The following is a 20,933-nucleotide window of genomic DNA, read 5'->3' as shown; positions in this document are numbered from 1 at the left end:
TTCGCTGCCCTCATCAGATATTGGTTGCAAACAAGTAAGCACCGACAACGGTAATACCGACGTAAACAAAGAACATAATTTTTTGTTTAGTAGTGCTCATGGTTACGCGTTCAGGAACTGGTTTGTTGGTATCCAGTTTGGTATAGAACGGCATACCCAGGAAGAATGCAAAGTAGACGAAAGACAGGATACGTGCAACCAAAGTACGAGTATCAGTTGCTACCATTGCACCCAAAATACCCAAACCGATGAAGGCAATGATGAACAGAACCAACGCAGTTTTGAAGATTGGGCCACGATAGCGGACAGATTTAACCTCGCCTTTATCCAACCAAGGCAACAAGGCGATCAGGACAACTGCTGCACCCATACCGATTACACCCCATACCTGAGTACCGGCAAAGGAAGGAATCGCACGCAAAATTGCGTAGAACGGAGTGAAGTACCATACCGGCGCAATGTGAGGAGGTGTTTTCAGCGCATTTGCTGCATCGAAGTTTGGCGCTTCCAAGAAGTAGCCGCCGCCTTCAGGTGCAAAGAACAACACAGAACAGAAGACAATCAGGAATACAACAACACCCAAGATGTCTTTAACAGTGTAGTAAGGATGGAATGGGATACCATCGCGTGGAATACCGTTTTCGTCTTTGTTTTTCTTGATTTCAACGCCATCAGGGTTGTTAGAACCCACTTCGTGCAGGGCGATGATGTGAGCCACAACCAAGCCGAGCAATACTAGAGGTACTGCGATAACGTGCAGGGCAAAGAAGCGGTTCAAAGTAACGTCGGAAACGTTGAAGTCACCGCGGATCCAAGTGGACAAATCAGGACCGATAACAGGGATGGCGGAGAACAGGTTAATAATTACCTGCGCACCCCAGAAGGACATTTGACCCCAAGGCAACAGGTAACCCATAAAGGCTTCTGCCATCAATGCCAAGAAAATCAGGGAACCGAAAATCCACACCAATTCACGAGGTTTTTTGTATGAACCGTAAATCAGACCACGGAACATGTGCAGATAAACGACGATGAAGAAGAAAGATGCGCCGGTGGAGTGCATGTAGCGGATAATCCAGCCGCCGGACACGTCGCGCATGATGTACTCTACTGCGGTAAAGGCAGCAGGCAGATGGTAGGCGTTAAGGTTGCCGTCCGGTTTGTAGTTCATGGTCAGGAAAATACCGCTGACGATTTGAATTACAAGGACAAGCAGGGCTAAAGAGCCGAAGTAATACCAGAAGTTGAAGTTCTTCGGCGCATAGTATTGAGCCAAATGCTCATTCCACATTTTAGACAGAGGGAAGCGAGCGTCCATCCAGCCTAACAATGCTTTTGCTTTGCTATTGGTTTGGTTTGCCATAATTATCGTTCCTTATTTTTAGTCTTCGCCCACCAAAACAGTTGTATCGCTCAGATATTTGTAAGGCGGTACAACCAAGTTGGTCGGTGCAGGAACACCTTTGTATACTCGGCCTGCCATGTCGAATTTCGAACCGTGGCACGGGCAGAAGAAGCCGCCTTTCCAGTCTGCGCCCAAATCCGCAGGGGCAACGTCGGGACGGTAGGTCGGAGAGCAACCCAGGTGGGTACAGATACCGATAGCGACGAGGAGGTTCGGCTTGATCGAACGGGTCTCGTTTTTACAGTTTTCGGGCTGATGATCCACTTCGGAATTAGGATCTGTAACTGCGCCATCCAAACTTTTCAAGTCTTTGAGCTGTTGATCTGTGCGGTTGACCAGCCAAATCGGTTTACCCTGCCATTCGGCAGTCAGCATTTGACCTGCTTCGATTTTGCTGACATCTACTTCGACAGCAGCACCGGCAGCCTTAGCTTTCTCCGATGGGAAGAAGCTGGCCACGAAAGGCGTAGCTACGCCTAGAGCCGCCACACCGCCTGCACCGCATGTAGCCAGTGTCAGGAAACGGCGGCGACCGTTGTTGATTTCTTGATTATCCATTATTCAGTCGTCCTAAAATTTTGGGAATACCGAGCCATTAAACAGCGTAATTCTACCTAGTTTGTTGTAATACTCAAAGCATTATTTAAAATAAGGTAAAGTTTTTATGATATTGCTCAATACTCAGGCAGGGTTGTTTTCATCAAAGTGAACCACTTCGATACCGAATTTTTCTGCCACGGCATCGCCTAAGGCGCGTACGCCGTAACGTTCTGTCGCGTGGTGGCCTGCGCTGATAAATGCCACACCCGTTTCATTGGCAAGATGATATTGCGCTTCGGAAATCTCACCGGTCAGATACGCATCGACACCTTCGTCTACGGCCGTCTGAAAAAATCCCTGCGCACCGCCGCTGCACCAGGCAATGCGTTTGATTTCGCGTTCAAGATCGCCGATAACGGTCGGCTTGCGGTCAAATACCGCCTCAATGCGTTCAGACAATTGCGCCAGCGTTTGCGTGGTTTTCAGACGGCCTGTATTCAACAGGTTTTGCTCGCCGAATTGTTTTTCGAGCACCCAATCAAGTTTCTCGGCCAACTGCGCGTTATTACCCAATTGCGGGTGTGCGTCCAGCGGCAGGTGGTAGCCCGCCATATTGATTTGGTGTTGCAGCAAGGTTTCAATGCGTGCTTTTTTCCAACCGGTAATCGTGACAGGCTCGCTTTTCCAAAACATACCGTGGTGAACCAAAAGCAGATCCGCCCCCTGCTCTACGGCAAAATCGATCGCTGCTTTGCTGGCGGTAACCGAAGTGGCGATTTTGGCAATTTCTTCTTTGCCTTCAACCTGCAAACCGTTGGGCGCATAGTCCTTAAACAACCCAACCTGCAAAGTCTCATCGCACCAAGCCAGAATTTCGCGGCGTAAAGCCATATTCCGCTCCTTATATCTATCTTCAAAAACAGCTTCGCATTCTAACCGCAAAATCTGTTTATGCCTCAAATTCTTACATTCCGATTTCAGCAATCATTCCCAACATTAATCATTTGCACATCATCATGAATTATTTTAATATACGCCACCTTACCCACAGGCCGTCTGAAAACACATGGACTCTATTATTGAATTGCGTCATCTCAAAACCTTGCTGGCTTTAGAAGAAACCGGCAGCGTTTCCCTTGCCGCCAAACGGGTTTTCCTGACCCAATCCGCCCTGTCGCACCAAATCCGTGCCTTGGAAAATTATTACGAAACGCCGTTGTTTGAACGCAAATCCACACCTTTGCGCTTCACCCCGGCCGGTATGCGCCTATTACAACTGGCGCGCGAGCTGTTGCCGCAGGTTGCCGCCGCCGAACGTGATTTGGTGCGGATTATCGAAGGCGAAGCCGGCGAACTCAGGCTTGCCGTCGAATGTCACACCTGCTTTGACTGGCTGATGCCTGCCATGGGCGAGTTCCGCCCCTTATGGCCGCAAGTTGAATTGGACATCGTTTCCGGTTTCCAAGCCGATCCGGTCGGGCTGCTGCTGCAACACCGCGCCGACCTTGCCATCGTTTCCGAAGCCGAGCCGCTCAACGGCATCAGCTACCGCCCTCTGTTTGCCTATGAAATGGTCGGCATCTGCGCAGAAGACCATCCGCTTGCCGACAAAGACGTTTGGGAAGCGGAAGACTTTATCGACGAAACCCTGATTACTTATCCCGTCCCCGACGAAATGCTGGACTTACCCAAAAAAGTGCTGCTGCCCAAAGGCATTAATCCGCCGCGCCGCCACAGCGAGCTGACCATTGCCATTATTCAATTGGTTGCCAGCAAACGCGGCATCGCCGCCCTACCCTACTGGACGGTCATGCCGTATCTGGAAAAAGGCTACGTCGTTCATCGCAAAATCACTTCAGACGGCCTGCAAAGCAAACTTTATGCCGCCATTCGTACGGAAGACGCCAACAAAGGCTATCTGGACAACTTCTGTCAAATCACACATGACCGCTGTTTTGCCGACTTGCCGGGCTTGAGCGAATTGGAAATGTAAACTTGAAACAATCAAAAGGCCGTCTGAACAATTTTCAGACGGCCTTTTCAATACACAAAAATTTCACTGTTTCTCTTCGGATTCATCCAAACCCAAACACGCCGACAAATCGATTTCAGACGGCCATGTTTTATCGGGAGCAACCCGAATATCGAAATGCTCGCTGCGATAGTCGAAAACCAAACGCCAAGCGTGCAGAAACAGATGTTCCGCCTCATCGCCGCCATACAGCGTATCACCCAAAATCGGACTGCCTATGCTTTTCATGGCCACGCGCAGCTGATGGGTTTTGCCGGTAAACGGTTGCAACACAAACAGGCGCAAACCGGGCTTCAGGCTTTGGCTGCTGAAACGGGTAACGGCAAAATTATCCTCATCACGCGTCAGCTTCCATGTACCGCGCCGCGAACGCGCCATACCGCCTTTCACCCAGCCCTGCTTTTTCGCCGGCTTATGCGTACCGAGTGCCAAATAAGTTTTACGCATGGTTTTCTCGGCAAACTGCGCCGATAAAGCCGCCGCGCTGTCGCGGTTGAGCGCAAGCAGCAACAGGCCGCTGGTGGCTTTGTCCAAACGGTGAACCAGCCACACGCGCTCAACGCCGAGCTGCTGCGCCAGCGATACGGTCAGGCAAACCTCCCCTTCCGATTCGCTGTGCACCGATATGCCGCAAGGCTTATTGATGACCACAAAGTCTTTGTGTTCAAAAACAAGGTCCCACATTTCAGACGGCCTTCAACATGATACCGTCGCCAAGCAGAGTCAAAATACCCAGCAGACAGAACAAGATACACGCGGCAATGCGCACTGCTTTAGCCGGAATTTTGCGCATCAGCATTTCGCCCAAATACACGGCAGGCACGGAAGCAATCATCAAACCAGCAATACTGCCGACCACGACGAGCAGGATAGATTGGTATTTTGCCGCCAAAAGAACCGTTGCAATCTGCGTTTTGTCGCCGATTTCCGCCAAGAAAAACAGGACGACCGTCGCCGTAAATGCGCCGTATTTCAGCCACTTGCTGTCAGGATCTTCGTCTTTATCCGGCAGCAACAGCCATAATCCGACCGCAATAAAGCTGCCGCCGACCACCCATTTCATGACTTCGGGCGAAATAGCGGATGCCAGCCAGACGCCGAGTGCGGCTGAAACAAGATGGTTCAACAGGGTTGCAACAAAGATACCGGCAACAATCGCGTTTTTGTGGGCAAAACGTGCTGCCAAAAAGAGCGCCAGCAATTGCGTTTTATCGCCGATTTCGGCAATGGCAACGCCCAGCGTCGAGGAGAAAAAAGCTTCCATGATTTAAGATACTCAACCGAAAAGCGGGCAAACAAAAAGCGCTGTGCATACCGCCCGCAAGGGTATGGACAACGCTTACGTCTTGCCTGTCTTCCGATAAAGCAGAGAAGATACCGCTGCCACGGCCGCACAAGCCGATTATGTTGACAACGGTTTCGGCATTGCGCCGAATGGCTACTCCCGTAAGAGTGAAGCGCGCATTGTAAGGCAAACCATGGCTTGAAGCAACAAAAAGAAAAACAAAAGGCCGTCTGAAACCCAATGTAAAGCAGGTTTCAGACGGCCTGCGATTACTTGCCGCATACTTCAAATTTACGGCCGAATCCTTTGCCATTATATCTGCCAAAACCATGCAGCATATCGTTTTCAATCACTTTAAACAAACCCGGGCTGGCTGTAACCCCTTCAGGCATATTATCCGGCAGGGTCTGACGCATCTTGACAGTAGCGGCTTTAAAATCTTCCATATTGCGCCAACGGGCTACGTTGACCAAATGATATTTACCGTTTGGATCTATATTTTGGTGCAGGCGCGTAGCTATATAGCCCGGCTGGGTTTTCAAAAAATCACGCGCTTTTTGCCAAGAAGCCAAAGCTTCGGCTTCTTTACCCTGCGGCACTTCAAAAGTATTAATGAGGATGACACTGTTTTGAAAGGCTTCACATTTTTCCTGCCACTGTTTGGCATTTGCAGTACAACCGACAGCGACAAAGGCAGTGGCGGCAGCGGCAATCAGAGCTGTTTTTTTACGGATATTCATATGGATAGTTCCTTATAGGTTTGAATTGATGTGAGATATTTAAGCTCTTCCGAACATTCGGGGCATTACGGATTCGCCTTTGATGTAGTGGTAAACGACCATGCCGATATGCCCCAGAGACAAGAACAGCAACGAAAATGCCAGTGCTCCGTGAATCTGTCCTTCCTGAGTAATTTGTCTCATAACACCTGTGACTGGAACGGCAAGCATCAGGAGATACATTGCCCAATGTCCAAATTTGGCAGCCATACTGCCAACCGGTCGATTGCTGGACTGGCGGATTGCTCGCATCACACGCCAAGCAGACAATATCAGCAGAAGAAAGCCAACCGCCTTATGAGGATTAGTCAAAAACTTCAGACTTTCATCCATATTCCAAGCAATGGCGGTTGCAAACATAAACAGATAGCAGGCCGCCATAGTCCAATGCAGAAAGCGGGTTGTAGTGCCGTAACGTTGCGGAGTATCAGGTTTCATGATGTTTTCTCTTAAATTAACAATTAAATGGATTTCAATTTGGGTTTACGGATAGAAAATCCGTCTTTCATGCTCAGTCCCAACAGCGTCAGATTAGCCATACCGGCAATCAGTTCTACGATTTGAACGATATAAAACACGCTGTCAAACTGTCCGGCAGAAGCGCGGTTATTCAAGAAAAAGGCACAAGGCAGCAAAATCAGCATTCCGTTGGCAGCGATAAACGGCATGCGTCGGCGTTTCGCGGCAATCGCAGTATGTTTGCTTTTGCCGCCCATTTTCATGCCTGTTGTGCCTGCGGTTGCCATGCAGGCAATCAACCCGAACAGCGCATAAACAATGATTTGCTTCACGGCGGCGACAGTTTCGTGCGAGCCGAAGAGTTCGCTGAACACGGTGCTGCTCCAAAACGAAGCGATGAATAAAAATGCGCCCACCCCTGCGGCGGCGTGGATTTTGCGTAAAGTATTGCGGTTCATTATGGTTTCCTTGAACATTTAAGAGAGGTCGTCTGAAAGCATTTAAATAGCAAGCTATTTAGTTGAAATAAGTATAGTGTGCTATTGATTAAGATAGCAAGCTATATTTGTGGTATAATCCGCAACAATATGATTTTAAAGGAAACAAAGTGAACGAAGTTTTTAAAACTGAATCGGCAGGCTATCTGATGAACCACATTGCCCGCCAATTTGCCATTTTATTGAGCGAAGGCTTAAAACCACTGGGGATTGCGCCTGCACAATTTCCAATTTTGATCGAGCTATGGAATAAAGACGGCTTGAGCCAACAGGAATTAGTTGAGCGTGCCGATTTGAAGCAGGCAACGATTGCCAACACTCTGGCACGGATGGAGCGAGACGGATTGATTACACGGGAGCCTAATCCTGAAGATGCACGCAGTCGTTTGATTATGCTGACAGAACACGCGCGTGCTTTACAATCAAGCTCCACCGAAATTGCCAAAGCCATCAACCAAGAATCCTTGGCGGATCTGTCGGCAGACGAGCAGAAGCTGTTTTTGGAAATGGCACAGAAGATTATATTGAAGCAACAAAAGATGATAAAAGTCTGAAAAATATAAAAAAGGCCGTCTGAAACCCAATGTAAACAGGTTTCAGACGGCCTTTTTCACAGCGATTAATTATCGGAGAACAAATCGCCTACTTTTTCGCCTACTTTTTCCCAAAACGATTTTTTGCGCGGGGTTTGGCTGAGATTGAGACCGGAGGAGATTTTTTCAAATTCTTCCAACAACTCTTTCTGACGGTCGGTCAGGTTAACCGGCGTTTCAACCAAAATGTGGCAGTACAAATCGCCGGTCGAGCTGGAACGCAGAGACTTGATGCCTTTGCCTTTCACGCGCATACGGCGGCCGGTTTGCGTTTCTTTCGGAATGTGCAGTTTGACTTTGCCGTCCAAAGTCGGCACTTCGACTTCGCCGCCCAATGCGGCAATGGCAAAGCTGATCGGCAGTTCGCAATGCAGGTCCAAGCCGTTGCGCTCAAAGATTTTGTGCTGTCTCACGCGGACATTGACGTACAAATCGCCTGCCGGTGCGCCGTGTTGACCCGGCTCGCCCTCGCCGCTCAAGCGGATGCGTTGACCGTCGTCGATGCCTGCCGGAATGTTGACTTCAACCGTTTTGCTGGTTTTGGTGCGGCCTTCGCCACGGCATTTGACGCAAGGATCTTTGATTTCTTTGCCTGTGCCGTGACAAGTCGGACACGTCTGCTGCATTTGGAAAATGGCTTGGCGGACGTGTACCGTACCTGAGCCGTGACAGGTCGAACAAGTCGATGCAGATGTGCCCGGTTTGGCACCTGAGCCGTGGCAGACATCACATTCTTCGTAAGTTGGAATATTGATGCGTTTTTTCACGCCTTTAGCGGCTTCTTCAAGCGAAATCTCTATGCCAACCTGCAAGTCCGCGCCGCTGTAATCCGGCTGACGGCCGCCTGCGCTGCCGCCACCACCGAACATTTGGCTGAAAATATCGGAAAAATCGAAGCCTTGCGCACCACCGAATCCGCCTTGGCCGCCGAAACCGCCAAAGCCACCGAATCCGCCCGCACCTGCGCCCTGTTCGAACGCGGCATGGCCATATTGGTCGTACATGGTACGTTTTTCCTTATCAGACAAGGTGTCGTAAGCTTTTTGGACTTCTTTAAATTTTTCTTCCGCTTCTTTGTTGTCAGGGTTGCGGTCGGGATGGTATTTCATTGCCAGCTTGCGGTAGGCTTTTTTGATTTCATCGTCGCTAGCGCTGCGGGCAACACCAAGGGTTTCGTAATAATCTTGGGTACTCATAATTTGATAGTGTTTTGAATAAGTTTGAACTGGGTCGGATATGTGGGCGAGTATCAAAAACTCAAGTCAGTATTTTCAAGGCCGTCTGAAATTGTGCTTTTCCGACATCCAAACATTCAGACGGCCTTTGTCAAACCGACAGGCCCGACAACCTGCTATAATCCCATCTTTATTTTTTCCAACGTTTTCAAGCGAAAAACAGAATGACCATGCAAGAACATTACCAACCCGCCGCCATTGAGCCTGCGGCGCAGAAAAAATGGGACGACGCCCGTATTTTCAACGTCTCCGAAGACGCTTCCAAACCCAAATACTACTGCCTCTCCATGTTCCCCTACCCCAGCGGCAAGCTGCACATGGGGCATGTGCGCAACTACACCATCGGCGACGTATTGAGCCGCTTCAAACTCTTAAACGGCTTCAACGTCATGCAGCCTATGGGTTGGGACGCGTTCGGTATGCCTGCGGAAAACGCGGCGATGAAAAACAACGTCGCCCCCGCCGCTTGGACGTACGACAACATCGAATACATGAAAACCCAGCTCAAAAGCCTGGGTTTTGCGATTGACTGGGAGCGCGAAGTCGCCACCTGCAAACCCGAATACTACCGCTGGGAGCAATGGCTGTTTACCAAGCTGTTTGAAAAAGGCATCGTCTATCGCAAAAACGGCACGGTAAACTGGGACCCTGTCGATCAAACCGTCCTTGCTAACGAGCAAGTCATCGACGGGCGCGGCTGGCGTTCGGGTGCGTTGATCGAAAAACGCGAAATCCCGATGTATTACTTCAAAATCACCGATTACGCCGAAGAGCTGCTCAACGATTTGGACAAGCTGGAACACTGGCCGGAACAAGTCAAAACCATGCAGCGCAACTGGATCGGCAAATCTCGCGGTATGACCGTGCGCTTTGCTGTTTCAGACGACAGCAAACAAGGCTTGGAAGGCGATTACGCGAACTTCCTGCAAGTTTATACCACCCGCCCCGACACGCTGATGGGCGCTACTTATGTTGCCGTTGCCGCCGAGCATCCGCTGGCAACCGCCGCGGCCGCCGACAAACCCGAATTGCAGGCATTTATCGCCGAATGCAAAGCCGGTTCGGTTGCCGAAGCCGATATGGCGACGATGGAGAAAAAAGGCGTGCCGACCGGCCGCTACGTCGTCAACCCGCTTAACGGCGACAAGCTGGAAGTGTGGATTGCCAACTATGTATTGTGGGGCTACGGCGACGGCGCGGTGATGGCGGTTCCGGCGCACGACGAACGCGATTTCGATTTCTCCACCAAATACAATCTGCCTAAAAAACAAGTTATTGCCGTCGGTGACAACGCATTCGATGCAAACCAATGGCAAGAATGGTACGGTGACAAAGAAAACGGCGTATTGGTCAACAGCGGCGACTTGGACGGCATGAATTTTCAGACGGCCTTCGACGCCATCGCCGCCAAGCTGCAAAGCCAAGACGCAGGCGAACCGAAAACCCAATACCGCCTGCGCGACTGGGGTATTTCGCGCCAACGCTACTGGGGCTGCCCGATTCCCATCGTCCATTGCGAAAAATGCGGCGACGTACCCGTCCCCGCCGACCAACTGCCCGTCGTTCTGCCTGAAAACGTCGTACCCGACGGCATGGGTTCGCCGCTGGCAAAAATGCCCGAGTTTTACGAAACCACCTGCCCATGCTGCAGCGGCGCGGCGAAACGCGAAACCGACACCATGGACACCTTCATGGAATCGAGCTGGTATTTCTTCCGCTACATGTCGCCCAAGTTCGCAGAAGGCATGGTATCGACTGAAGCCGCAAAATACTGGGGCGCGGTCGACCAATACATCGGCGGTATCGAACACGCGATTTTGCACCTCCTGTACGCGCGTTTCTTCACCAAACTGATGCGCGACGAAGGTTTGGTCAATGTTGACGAACCGTTTGAACGCCTGCTCACGCAAGGCATGGTCGTCTGCGAAACCTACTACCGCGAAAACGACAAAGGCGGCAAAGACTGGATCAACCCTGCCGATGTCGAATTGACTTTCGACGATAAAGGCCGCCCCGTTTCCGCTGTTCTGAAAGCCGACGGACTGCCCGTCGTCATCAGCGGCACGGAAAAAATGTCCAAGTCCAAAAACAACGGCGTCGATCCACAAGAGCTGATTAACGCCTACGGCGCGGACACTGCCCGCCTGTTTATGATGTTCGCCGCACCGCCCGAACAGTCCCTCGAATGGAGCGACAGCGGCGTCGAAGGCGCGCACCGCTTCCTGCGCCGCCTGTGGCGTACTGTTTACGAATACCTGAAGCAAGGCGAAGCAGTCAAAGCGTTTGCAGGCAGCCAAGACGGTTTGTCTAAAGAACTCAAAGACCTGCGCCACAAACTGCATTCCACCATCGCCAAAGTCAGCGACGACTACGGCCGCCGCCAGCAGTTCAACACCGCCATCGCCGCTGTGATGGAACTGCTCAACCAATACGACAAAACCGACACCGGCAGCGAACAAGGTCGCGCCGTCGCCCAAGAAGTATTGGAAGCCGCCGTATGCCTGTTGTGGCCGATCGTTCCACACATCTGCGAAACCCTGTGGAGCGAATTGAACGGCGCGAAACTGTGGGAAGCAGGCTGGCCGACAGTCGATGAAGCCGCTTTGGTCAAATCCGAAATCGAAGTGATGGTTCAAATCAACGGCAAACTGCGCGGCAAAATCACCGTCGCCGCCGACGCCTCCAAAGCCGACCTCGAAGCCGCCGCCCTTGCCAACGAAGGCGCAGTGAAATTCATGGAAGGCAAGCCTGCGAAGAAAATCATCGTCGTTCCCGGACGCTTGGTAAATATCGTCGTCTAAACCGCTTTTAAGGTTTAGCCACACGGATAAAGGCCGTCTGAAACTTGGTTTTCAGACGGCCTTTTTAAGGTAGATTAAGCTGATAAGTCCAATAACACATTGGGATGGAAGGTTCTATTGGATTTAGAATCACTCTATACACGTCCCCAAAACATAAATCCGTTGTATTCCTCACGATGTTTTGGCACAATTCGAAGCCAATCAACCACGCTTGTACTTGGCATCCTAATGGCTTCAAAACCCTTCCTAAAATGGGCTGGTGGCAAACATAAACTTGTCCCCTTTATCGAACACAATCTACCCACTCCTGCACGAAAACGTCTGATTGAACCCTTCTGCGGTTCTGCCGCTTTGTCTCTTGCATTGGATTTCGAACATTATCTGCTCAATGATATTAACGCTGACTTAATCGGCTTATTCCGTATCCTAAAAGAAGAAAAATCCGGATTCATAGACTATACCCGCTCTTTCTTTACTTCCGAAAACAATAGCGATTCAAGATTCTATGAATTGCGGGAACAATTCAACTTCAGCCAAGATCTACACGAACGTTCAGCGCTATTTATTTATTTGAACCGCCATGCTTTTAACGGTTTATGCCGTTACAACAGCAAAGGGGCATTCAATGTGCCATTCGGACGCTACAAATCTCCTTACTTTCCACAACAAGAAATGGAAGGTTTCATTCAAAAATCTGACAGAGTTGAATTAATGTGCGGAGATTTTCAAACAATCCTATCTCTGACAAACAATACAGATACTGTTTATTGTGATCCTCCTTATGCACCTTTAAGCCCAACCGCTTCATTTACCACTTATGCCAAAGAAGGCTTCAATTTGGACGATCAAATCCGCCTTTCCCAGACAGCCCAACAAATTGCACCTAACTCTCAAGGCGTTTTGATTTCAAATCATGATACTGAATTTACGAGAAATATTTATTCTTCTGCCATTCTGAAAACGGTTGAAGTACAACGCAATATTGCCGCAAAGGGCAGCAGTCGCAAAAAAGTCGGAGAATTATTGGCAATTTATGAGTGATTTCGACAAACTGGCTGAAGAAGCTGCCATTTATCAAAGTCGTTTGAAAAAAATCGTTTCAGACGACCTTGTTCTCTACAACGAAAATTCCCTTAACGTCATGCGGAAGATATTGGAAAAACATCCAAACGGCTGTTTTGATATGATTTTCGCAGACCCTCCTTACTTTCTTTCCAATGACGGCTTCAGTTGTCAAAATGGACAAATGGTTTCCGTTAATAAGGGCAACTGGGATAAATCCAAAGGAATGGCGGCAGATTTGGAATTCTACGAAGAATGGCTCCGACTGTGTTACGCCTTATTAAAACCAAACGGCACAATTTGGGTTTGCGGCACATTCCATAATATCTATTTAATCGGCTACCTGATGCAAACCATCGGATACCATATTTTGAACAATATTACTTGGGAAAAACCCAATCCTCCCCCTAATTTGTCCTGCCGTTTTTTTACCCATTCGACAGAAACAATCTTATGGGCAAAGAAAAATAAAAAAGCCAAACATACGTTTCATTATGAAATGATGAAAGTACAAAATGATGGCAAGCAGATGAAATGTGTTTGGACATTTCCTCCACCAAATAAAACCGAAAAAATATTCGGCAAACATCCGACACAAAAACCTCTCGCCTTGCTTGAACGCTGCATACTATCGGCTTCAAATATCGGAGATTTAATTTTTGACCCATTCATGGGCAGCGGCACAACAGGCGTTGCTGCCTTAAAACATGGTCGGAAATTTTGTGGTTGCGAACTAGAAGAAGATTTTTTTGAATTAGCAAAGAAAAGGCTACAACAAAAGCTGTAGCCCCATCTTATTTTAAATTATTCGAACAACACCATCTTTACCCTGTCTGGCCATTTCACGAACTTCCCGCATGAATTCTTTTTTAAAATAAAATGCATGATTCTTATTTGAAATATTCCGATTATATTGTGCAGAAAATATAGGATGGTATGGCTTGAAATCTTTTGATCTGATTTGTATAAAACTACCGTTTGATGTATGAATATATCCGTCGCCGGAATTAATATCAGCTAACAGCTTACTTTTAATTTGCGTGAAGTCAGCAGATAACTGTCTGAAAAGTTCACCCTCTTCATTTATTTGCACATGATAGGCTGACTGTATGTACCATTTATCAGGATCGTTGTCGACTTTACAAATAGGAACATATAGCAAATTCTTGATTTTTTGGTATATCCAACTATCTTCAAAGCTTATCTGATCGCTGATTAACTGATCAAAGTTACTGGAAATCTGCGAGATAAACATAGTCTCTAGTGGTGCACCATCTGTATCTGCTTTATTGGTTTTCAGCTCACCATCAGAAAAATCTGTCAAAGCATTTGTATTCTTAAGTCCTATCAATTTCTCGATAAACTGCCCTACCCCACCTTTATTTATCTTCATTTCAGCGGTGAACTCGGGAAATTTGGTTTGATATTCAAGTTTTAGATCTCCTAGCGTCCTTCCGGCGTTTTCTCTAAAAAAATCATACGAATCAGTTAGATTCATTATCACAGTTCCCGTCATTAACATAGTCCTTAAAAGTTAAAAGTTCAGGCAAAGAAATATCTAATGCGCTAGCCAAACGAATAAGATTTAATAGGGCGGGGTTACGCTCTCCACGTTCTATCATTCCGATATAAGTCCGGTGCATATTCGCTTTTTCAGCCAATGTTTCCTGACTTAAATCCTGGAGTTGTCTTAAATGACGAACATGTTTGCCAAATTGTTTTAAAATTTCTGATTTCATGATGACTATTCTTAATGTTTGCAAATTAAATTCCACATACAATAAGTATCAACTTTAGTTCTAATACGAAAGGCCGTCTGAAACCCTATAGTCAGGTTTCAGACGGCCTTTTTAACTGCCCGATTTTATTCGCCGTAATAGGCTTTGGTCAGGATTTCTTCCATATCGGCCACCATGGCGAGGCGTGGGTTGGCCGGGGTGCATTGGTCTTCAAAAGACATCATGGCCAGCTCTTTTCTGCCGTCGAGGAAGGTTTTCTCATCGATGCCCTGCTCTTTAAACGACATTTTGATGCCGACGTTGACTGCCAGCTCATGACAGGCGCGGGCGAAGGATTCGACGCCCTCTGCCGGTGTGCTGCATGGCAGGCCTAAAGTACGGGCGATTTCCTGATATTTCAGGTCGGCTTTGTAGTAGTTGTACTTCGGCCAAGTGGCGGTTTTCTGCGGACGCGTGCCGTTGTAGCGGATGACGTGCGGCAGCAGGATGGCGTTGGCACGACCGTGCGGAACGTGATATTTGCCGCCGATTTTGTGCGCCATCGAGTGGTTGATGCCCAAGAACGCATTGGCAAACGCCATGCCTGCGATGGTGGAAGCATTGTGCATATGCTCGCGCGCTTCTGGATCGGCCGCACCGTGTTTGTAGGAACGTTCGAGGTATTGGAATACGAGCTTGATGGCTTGCAGGGCGAGGCCGTCTGTAAAGTCGTTCGCCAGTACGGAAACGTACGCTTCTACGGCGTGGGTCAGTACGTCCAAACCGGTATCGGCGGTTACGCCTGCCGGCACGGTCATGGTAAACGCAGGATCGACAATCGAAATGGTCGGTGTCAGCGAGTAGTCGGCAATCGGATATTTTTTGTCGCCGTCGCTGATGACGGTAAACGGCGTCACTTCGGAGCCTGTACCCGACGTGGTAGGAATGCCGATAAATTTGGCTTTGCGGCCCAATTCAGGGAAACGGAATGCGCGTTTGCGGATGTCCATGAATTTTTGCACCAAGTCTTCAAAATCGACTTGCGGCTGCTCGTAGAAGAGCCACATGGCTTTGGCCGCGTCCATCGGCGAGCCGCCACCCAGCGCAATAATGGTGTCCGGCTGGAAGCTGCGCATCAAATCCGTGCCTTTATAGACGGTTTGGACGCTCGGATCGGCTTCAACGTCGGTAAACAGCTGGATGGTCACTTTGTTTTTGCGTTGATGCAGTTGGTGGGTGATTTTATCGACAAAGCCCAGATCAACCATCGAACGGTCGGTCACAATCATGACTTTTTCGCAGTCTTTCATGTCTTGCAGATATTGGATGGAATCGCGTTCAAAATAGATTTTGGCGGGCACTTTGAACCATTGCATGTTGTTTCTCCGACGGCCTACTTTTTTGATGTTTAACAGATTGACTGCGCTGACGTTGCCGCCGACGGCGTTTTTACCGTAAGAGCCGCAGCCGAGGGTCAGAGAAGGCAGGAAGGCGTTGTACACGTCGCCGATGCCGCCGAAGGTGGAAGGCGAATTCCAAATCACGCGCAGGGCTTTGACGCGGGAGCCGAACGTTTTGACCAATTCTTCGTCGGCGGTATGGATGGCGGCTGAGTGTCCCAAGCCGTCAAAGGCAACCATTTCTTCAGCGAACTTCAAACCTTGTTCGGTCGAATCTGCCTTAATCATGGCCAAAACAGGCGAAAGTTTTTCGCGGGTCAGCGGCTCGTTCGGGCCGACTTCGCGGCATTCGGCGATGATGATGTTGGTTTTTTCAGGCACTTTAAACCCGGCCTGTTCGGCAATCCATGCCGCCGGTTTGCCCACTACCGCAGAATTGAGTTTCGCTCCGCCGCAGCTGGCGCAATTCGCCGTTACGCCGAAGATAAACTCTTCGAGCATGGCTTTTTCTTTTTTGTTGGCAAAGTACACGCCGTAAGATTTGAACTCTTCGGCCAACTCTTTGTAAATCTCTTTATCGGCAATCACCGCTTGCTCGCTGGCGCACACCATGCCGTTGTCGAAAGATTTCGACATCACAATATCGTGTGCCACCTGTTTGATGTCCGCTGTTTTTTCAACATAAGCAGGTACGTTGCCCGCCCCTACGCCGAGCGCAGGTTTGCCGCAAGAGTATGCAGCTTCCACCATCGCATTGCCGCCGGTCGCCAAAATCGTTGCCACACCCGGATGCTTCATCAGCGCGGAAGTGCCTTCCATAGACGGCTTTTCAATCCACTGGATACAGTTTTCCGGCGCACCGGCCGCAATCGCCGCATCGCGCACGATACGCGCGGCATGGGCGGAACACTGCTGGGCGGACGGATGGAACGAGAAAATAATCGGATTACGGGTTTTCAGCGCAATCAGGGATTTGAAAATGGTGGTGGACGTCGGATTGGTTGTCGGCACAATACCGCAAACCACGCCGACCGGATCGGCAATTTCAGTAATACCGGTTACATCGTTTTCGCTGATGACGCCCACGGTTTTCAAATCGCGCAGGCGGCGCACGACGTTTTCGCAGGCAAACAGGTTTTTCGTCGCCTTATCCTCAAACACGCCGCGCCCCGTTTCTTCCACCGCGTGCATGGCGAGTACACCATGTTTGTCCAGCGCGGCGATAGAGGCTTTGGCAACAATAAAGTCAATCTGCTCCTGATCGAGCTTAAGAAACTCGTCCAATGCCCGTAAACCCTTGTCAACCAGGCTGTTTACCTCGGCTACGGCTGGGCTGACGACGTTGTCGGCTGATGCGTTCATGGTGTATCTCCTTAATAAAAGGTGGCAATAAGGTCAATAAATTTTCACTACGATAACTATAGGTAATTTAGTTACATTTTGCTTTGACCTACATCACAAACCATGATTGAACTTTTCAGACGGCCATTTTATCGTTTATTCATTTTAATTCTTTGAAGTATAATATTTTTATCTACGCAAAAACAAAGACGGTTATTCTTCGTCGCTTTCCTCGATAATTAAGATAAAAACAGAAAATCGATGTATTAAAATTACAAACGTAAATGAAAAAGGCCGTCTGAAAATATTTTTCAGACGGCCTTTTTCATGTCTATCTTTTATTGGCTAATGTCTTCCAGCGTACGGCCTTTGGTTTCCTCACCCAATACCAAGACTACTGCCACAATCAGCAGCATAACCAGCGCAAACATCATAAAGATATTGCCGAAACCGCCGCTATTGCCTACCATCGCCGCTACTACCATGGGCGCGAGTATGCCGCCGACGCGGCCAATGGCGCCTGCCCAACCGGATGCGAAGGCACGGAAGCGCAAGGGGTAGAGTTCGGGGGTGTAGGTGTATAAAACGCCCCATGCGCCCAAGTTGAAGAAGGACATCAGGCTGCCCCAAACCATGACTTCGGCGGCAGTTGTACTTTGCCCGAAAAACCATGCGCACACGGCGCAAGCTGCCAGAAAGCCTGCCAGCGTTGCTTTGCGGCCGATTCTTTCCACCAAAGCCGCGGCGGCAATATAGCCGGGCAGTTGCGCAACAATCATCACCAGCACATATTCAAAGGTTTTGACCACGGTATTGCCCTGCTCGACCAGTAGTTTGGGCAACCAAGTGAAAATGCCGTAATACGAAAACACGATGCCGAACCAAACCAGCCACAGCATCAGCGTACGCCGTGCAAACGGATGTTGCCAAAGCTGGAAGAAGCGGATGCGTTCGCGCGGGGCGGCCGGTGCGGCAACGGCTTCTGTCGGCGGTGTGATGCCCGATTGAATTTCCAGCGCGGATACCAAACGGTGCGCTTCGTCGGTTTTGCCGCGGGAAAGCAGGTAAGGCACGGATTCGGGAACAAATTTCAACACCAACGGCACATAAAACAGGGGCAAGGAGCCGAATAAAAACGCGCTGTGCCAGCCGGTTTGCGGAATAAAGAAATAAGACACCAGCGCGGCCGAGAGCCAGCCCAAGCCCCAAAAGCTTTCGAGCAACACAATAAAACGGCCGCGTACTTTCGGCGGCGCATATTCGCTGACCAGCGACACGGCAACGGGCAGTTGGCCGCCCAAACCGACGCCGACAAAAAAGCGGAACACCAGCAAAACCGTCAAATCAGGCACGAGCGCGCACAAACCTGTGGCAATGCTGTACACCACCATCGTGCCGGCAAAAACGGTTTTCCGTCCGAACCTGTCCGCCAGCCAGCCGCTGAATACCGCGCCCAGAGCCATGCCGACAAAGGCAATGCTGACAATCCAACCCAACTGCGCCGGAGCCAGCGCCCAGTCTTTGCCCAAAGCCGGCAATACAAACGACACCAAGCCTGTATCCATGGCATCAAACAACCAGCCTATGCCGACCAACACTAAAAGTTTGTAATGAAAACGGGAGGGCGGCAGATTGTGCAGCCGCGTCAAAATATCCATCACTTCTTTCCTTTGTTTGCGTATTATTGAATTGGATTTTATCAATAACTGCTTTAATTTCAGTGACAAACCTGAAACCAAGACATTGTGTCGATTTTAACATTGGTACCATATGCAAAGAATAGGAAGCGCGTATTTTTTAGATATTTTTATCGCCAGAACCGCACGCCCTATTAAAACGCTGAATAAGGGTTCACGGCAGGCCGTCTGAAACCGATGGTCTGTTTTTCAGACGGCCTGCCGTTTTTTGCAAAGGCTTCATGCTTGGGTTATGATGTTTATTTGTAATATGTAAACAGATGATTGCCTGTTTTTACATAACAGGCCGTCTGAAACAACGGAGAACGATATGAATGCGGTTGTAATTGCGGTCATCATCATGCTTGTGCTGTCTTTATCGCGCGTGCATGTGGTGCTCAGCTTGGCTGTCGGCGCGTTTGTCGGCGGCTTGGTGGCCGGTATGCCTTTGGAGAATGTAACCAACGCGGCCGGCGATGTGGTGCAGCAAGGGATTATTCCTGTTTTTAACGAAGGTCTGAAAGGCGGGGCGCAAATCGCGCTGTCTTATGCCATGCTCGGCGCGTTTGCCATGGCCATCACGCATTCCGGCCTGCCGCAACAGCTCGCCGGCGTGATTATCCGCAAACTAAACGGCGGTGAAGGCAATGCGAAAGGCGAAGGCGCGGTCAAATGGCTGCTGCTGGCGATTATTTTGTGCATGGGTGTGATGAGCCAAAACGTTGTGCCGATTCATATTGCGTTTATCCCGATGATTATTCCGCCGCTGCTGTTGGTGTTCAACCGTTTGAAACTCGACCGCCGCTTGGTGGCCTGCGTGATTACGTTTGGCTTGGTAACGACTTATATGTTCCTGCCTTACGGTTTCGGCGCCATCTTCTTGAACGACATCATGTTGGGCAATATCCGCTCGGCAGGCATGGACACCAGCGGCATCAATGTGATGCACGCAATGGCGATTCCGGCTTTGGGCATGGTTTCCGGCTTGCTGCTGGCCTTTTTGCACTACCGCAAACCACGCATTTATCAAAACAATACTACTGACACGGAAGACAACCGTGCGGCAGTTCAACAACAAGAGCCTTCAACCTATCGCAGCTTGGTAGCGGCCGTGGCGATTGCCGTGTGTTTTGCCATCCAGCTTATGTATGAAAACTCATTGGTATTGGGCGCGATGTTGGGCTTTGCCGTGTTTATGATGTTGGGCGTGATGAACCGCTCCGCCGCCAGCGATGTATTCGGCGAAGGCATTAAAATGATGGCGATGGTCGGCTTTATTATGATTGCGGCACAAGGTTTCGCCGCTGTAATGAACGCAACCGGCGAGATTCAGCCTTTGGTCGAACACAGCATGGCTTTGTTCGGCGGCAATAAAGGCATGGCCGCCTTTACCATGCTATTTGTCGGCCTGCTGGTAACCATGGGCATCGGCTCGTCTTTCTCCACCTTGCCGATTATTACCGCGATTTATGTGCCTTTGTGCATCAGCTTGGGCTTCTCCCCAATGGCTACCGTGGCCATCGTCGGCACCGCCGGCGCGCTGGGTGATGCGGGTTCCCCTGCTTCCGACTCAACGCTCGGCCCAACCATGGGTCTGAACGCCGACGGTCAGCACGACCACATCCGCGATTCGGTTATCCCGACTTTTATCCACTACAATATCCCGCTGATGGCTGCCGGCTGGATTGCCGCGATGGTGCTGTAATATGAGCGATATTCAGGAATTGGAACACCGCGTCACGGAGCTGGAAATTCAGACGGCCTTGCAGGAAGATTTAATCGGCAGCCTGAACGACACCATCGCCAAGATGCAGCAGGCTTTGGATTTGCAACAAGGCCAGTTGCGGCTTCTGTATCAACGGATTCAGGACAAAGGCGCAAACGGCGAACGCGAACCATACAGCCTGCGCGATGAGATTCCGCCGCATTATTGATGAACTGAAAAAGGGCGTGTTGGATACATGCCCTTTCCTTTCATAACAAAGGCCGTCTGAAAGTCAGTCAAGCTTTCAGACGGCCTTTTAAACAATCAAACCTTACAAACAAGCCAATTCGTTGGCCATTTGCTGCTCGACGGTTTCACGTTGGCGGATAAGTTTACATTCGCTGC

At 49.6% G+C, this 20,933-nt stretch carries 20 protein-coding genes; 7 read left to right on the top strand and 13 right to left on the bottom strand.

What is annotated here, in order from left to right; all coding sequences use genetic code 11:
- Positions 1 to 13 precede the first annotated feature (13 nt).
- From O3661_RS06160 to O3661_RS06150, 3 genes are all read right to left on the bottom strand, one after another.
- Positions 14 to 1,363: a cytochrome bc complex cytochrome b subunit gene (locus tag O3661_RS06160; RefSeq protein ID WP_003681866.1), complete on the bottom strand. Its 1,350-nt coding sequence runs from the start codon at positions 1,361 to 1,363 to the stop codon at positions 14 to 16.
- Positions 1,364 to 1,381: 18 nt separating this feature from the next.
- A complete protein-coding gene (gene petA, locus O3661_RS06155; RefSeq protein ID WP_003681863.1) occupies positions 1,382 to 1,963 on the bottom strand; it encodes a ubiquinol-cytochrome c reductase iron-sulfur subunit in 582 nt (193 codons plus the stop codon).
- Positions 1,964 to 2,086: 123 nt separating this feature from the next.
- Positions 2,087 to 2,836 (bottom strand): Nif3-like dinuclear metal center hexameric protein, encoded by a 750-nt coding sequence (locus tag O3661_RS06150; protein ID WP_371492664.1) that lies wholly within the window; start codon positions 2,834 to 2,836, stop codon positions 2,087 to 2,089.
- A gap of 175 nt (positions 2,837 to 3,011) precedes the next feature.
- Here O3661_RS06150 and O3661_RS06145 point away from each other — a divergent pair, with 175 nt between their 5' ends.
- Positions 3,012 to 3,938 (top strand): LysR family transcriptional regulator, encoded by a 927-nt coding sequence (locus O3661_RS06145; protein ID WP_003748251.1) that lies wholly within the window; start codon positions 3,012 to 3,014, stop codon positions 3,936 to 3,938.
- A 63-nt stretch (positions 3,939 to 4,001) separates the two neighbouring features.
- On the opposite strand, the gene O3661_RS06140 is transcribed toward O3661_RS06145, so the two are convergent.
- From O3661_RS06140 to O3661_RS06120, 5 genes are all read right to left on the bottom strand, one after another.
- On the bottom strand, positions 4,002 to 4,661 hold the full coding sequence (locus O3661_RS06140) for a TIGR01621 family pseudouridine synthase (RefSeq protein ID WP_371492663.1): 660 nt from the start codon (positions 4,659 to 4,661) through the stop codon (positions 4,002 to 4,004).
- 1 nt (position 4,662) lies between these two features.
- Positions 4,663 to 5,241 carry a TMEM165/GDT1 family protein gene (locus O3661_RS06135; protein WP_371492662.1) on the bottom strand — a complete coding sequence of 193 codons (579 nt, stop codon included), beginning with the start codon at positions 5,239 to 5,241 and terminating at the stop codon, positions 4,663 to 4,665.
- A gap of 290 nt (positions 5,242 to 5,531) precedes the next feature.
- Positions 5,532 to 6,002, bottom strand: coding sequence for an antibiotic biosynthesis monooxygenase (locus O3661_RS06130; RefSeq protein ID WP_371492661.1), 471 nt, complete (start codon positions 6,000 to 6,002; stop codon positions 5,532 to 5,534).
- A gap of 39 nt (positions 6,003 to 6,041) precedes the next feature.
- The gene (locus O3661_RS06125; RefSeq protein ID WP_371492660.1) at positions 6,042 to 6,479 is read right to left on the bottom strand and encodes a cytochrome b; all 438 of its coding nucleotides are present in this window, start codon (positions 6,477 to 6,479) and stop codon (positions 6,042 to 6,044) included.
- Positions 6,480 to 6,502: 23 nt separating this feature from the next.
- On the bottom strand, positions 6,503 to 6,958 hold the full coding sequence (locus O3661_RS06120) for a hypothetical protein (RefSeq protein WP_371492658.1): 456 nt from the start codon (positions 6,956 to 6,958) through the stop codon (positions 6,503 to 6,505).
- A gap of 188 nt (positions 6,959 to 7,146) precedes the next feature.
- On the opposite strand from O3661_RS06120, the gene O3661_RS06115 reads away from it, so the two are divergent.
- On the top strand, positions 7,147 to 7,551 hold the full coding sequence (locus O3661_RS06115; RefSeq protein ID WP_049332004.1) for a MarR family winged helix-turn-helix transcriptional regulator: 405 nt from the start codon (positions 7,147 to 7,149) through the stop codon (positions 7,549 to 7,551).
- A gap of 65 nt (positions 7,552 to 7,616) precedes the next feature.
- Here O3661_RS06115 and dnaJ read toward each other — a convergent pair whose 3' ends face one another.
- A complete protein-coding gene (dnaJ, locus tag O3661_RS06110) occupies positions 7,617 to 8,786 on the bottom strand; it encodes a molecular chaperone DnaJ (protein WP_063076833.1) in 1,170 nt (389 codons plus the stop codon).
- A 209-nt stretch (positions 8,787 to 8,995) separates the two neighbouring features.
- On the opposite strand from dnaJ, the gene leuS reads away from it, so the two are divergent.
- The 3 genes from leuS (at position 8,996) to O3661_RS06095 (ending at position 13,475) form a co-directional block, all read left to right on the top strand.
- A complete protein-coding gene (gene leuS / locus O3661_RS06105; protein WP_371492656.1) occupies positions 8,996 to 11,626 on the top strand; it encodes a leucine--tRNA ligase in 2,631 nt (876 codons plus the stop codon).
- Positions 11,627 to 11,854: 228 nt separating this feature from the next.
- Positions 11,855 to 12,667: a DNA adenine methylase gene (locus tag O3661_RS06100; RefSeq protein WP_107862949.1), complete on the top strand. Its 813-nt coding sequence runs from the start codon at positions 11,855 to 11,857 to the stop codon at positions 12,665 to 12,667.
- On the top strand, positions 12,660 to 13,475 hold the full coding sequence (locus O3661_RS06095; protein WP_314272928.1) for a site-specific DNA-methyltransferase: 816 nt from the start codon (positions 12,660 to 12,662) through the stop codon (positions 13,473 to 13,475). The genes O3661_RS06100 and O3661_RS06095 overlap by 8 nt, the downstream gene beginning before the upstream one ends.
- A 12-nt stretch (positions 13,476 to 13,487) precedes the next feature.
- On the opposite strand, the gene O3661_RS06090 is transcribed toward O3661_RS06095, so the two are convergent.
- The 4 genes from O3661_RS06090 to O3661_RS06075 form a co-directional block, all read right to left on the bottom strand.
- A complete protein-coding gene (locus O3661_RS06090; protein WP_143485309.1) occupies positions 13,488 to 14,186 on the bottom strand; it encodes a MutH/Sau3AI family endonuclease in 699 nt (232 codons plus the stop codon).
- A complete protein-coding gene (locus tag O3661_RS06085; RefSeq protein ID WP_003681417.1) occupies positions 14,173 to 14,427 on the bottom strand; it encodes a helix-turn-helix domain-containing protein in 255 nt (84 codons plus the stop codon). The genes O3661_RS06090 and O3661_RS06085 overlap by 14 nt, the downstream gene beginning before the upstream one ends.
- Before the next feature lie 125 nt (positions 14,428 to 14,552).
- A complete protein-coding gene (gene adhE, locus O3661_RS06080; protein ID WP_049331971.1) occupies positions 14,553 to 17,168 on the bottom strand; it encodes a bifunctional acetaldehyde-CoA/alcohol dehydrogenase in 2,616 nt (871 codons plus the stop codon).
- A 317-nt stretch (positions 17,169 to 17,485) separates the two neighbouring features.
- Complete coding sequence (locus O3661_RS06075) at positions 17,486 to 18,805, bottom strand: MFS transporter (protein WP_371492655.1); 1,320 nt, start codon at positions 18,803 to 18,805, stop codon at positions 17,486 to 17,488.
- 349 nt (positions 18,806 to 19,154) lie between these two features.
- Between O3661_RS06075 and O3661_RS06070 the strand changes: the two genes are divergently transcribed.
- A complete protein-coding gene (locus tag O3661_RS06070) occupies positions 19,155 to 20,528 on the top strand; it encodes a Na+/H+ antiporter family protein (protein ID WP_049331975.1) in 1,374 nt (457 codons plus the stop codon).
- A gap of 1 nt (position 20,529) precedes the next feature.
- The gene (locus O3661_RS06065; RefSeq protein WP_049331977.1) at positions 20,530 to 20,757 is read left to right on the top strand and encodes a SlyX family protein; all 228 of its coding nucleotides are present in this window, start codon (positions 20,530 to 20,532) and stop codon (positions 20,755 to 20,757) included.
- The last annotated feature ends 176 nt before the right edge of the window (positions 20,758 to 20,933 follow it).

Origin of the sequence: Neisseria sp. 20925_1_37 (genome assembly GCF_041433255.1) — a bacterium.
Lineage (GTDB): Bacteria > Pseudomonadota > Gammaproteobacteria > Burkholderiales > Neisseriaceae > Neisseria > Neisseria flavescens_D.
The sequence above is the reverse complement of the archived record's forward strand: the minus strand, read 5'-3'. Positions and strand labels throughout refer to the sequence as shown.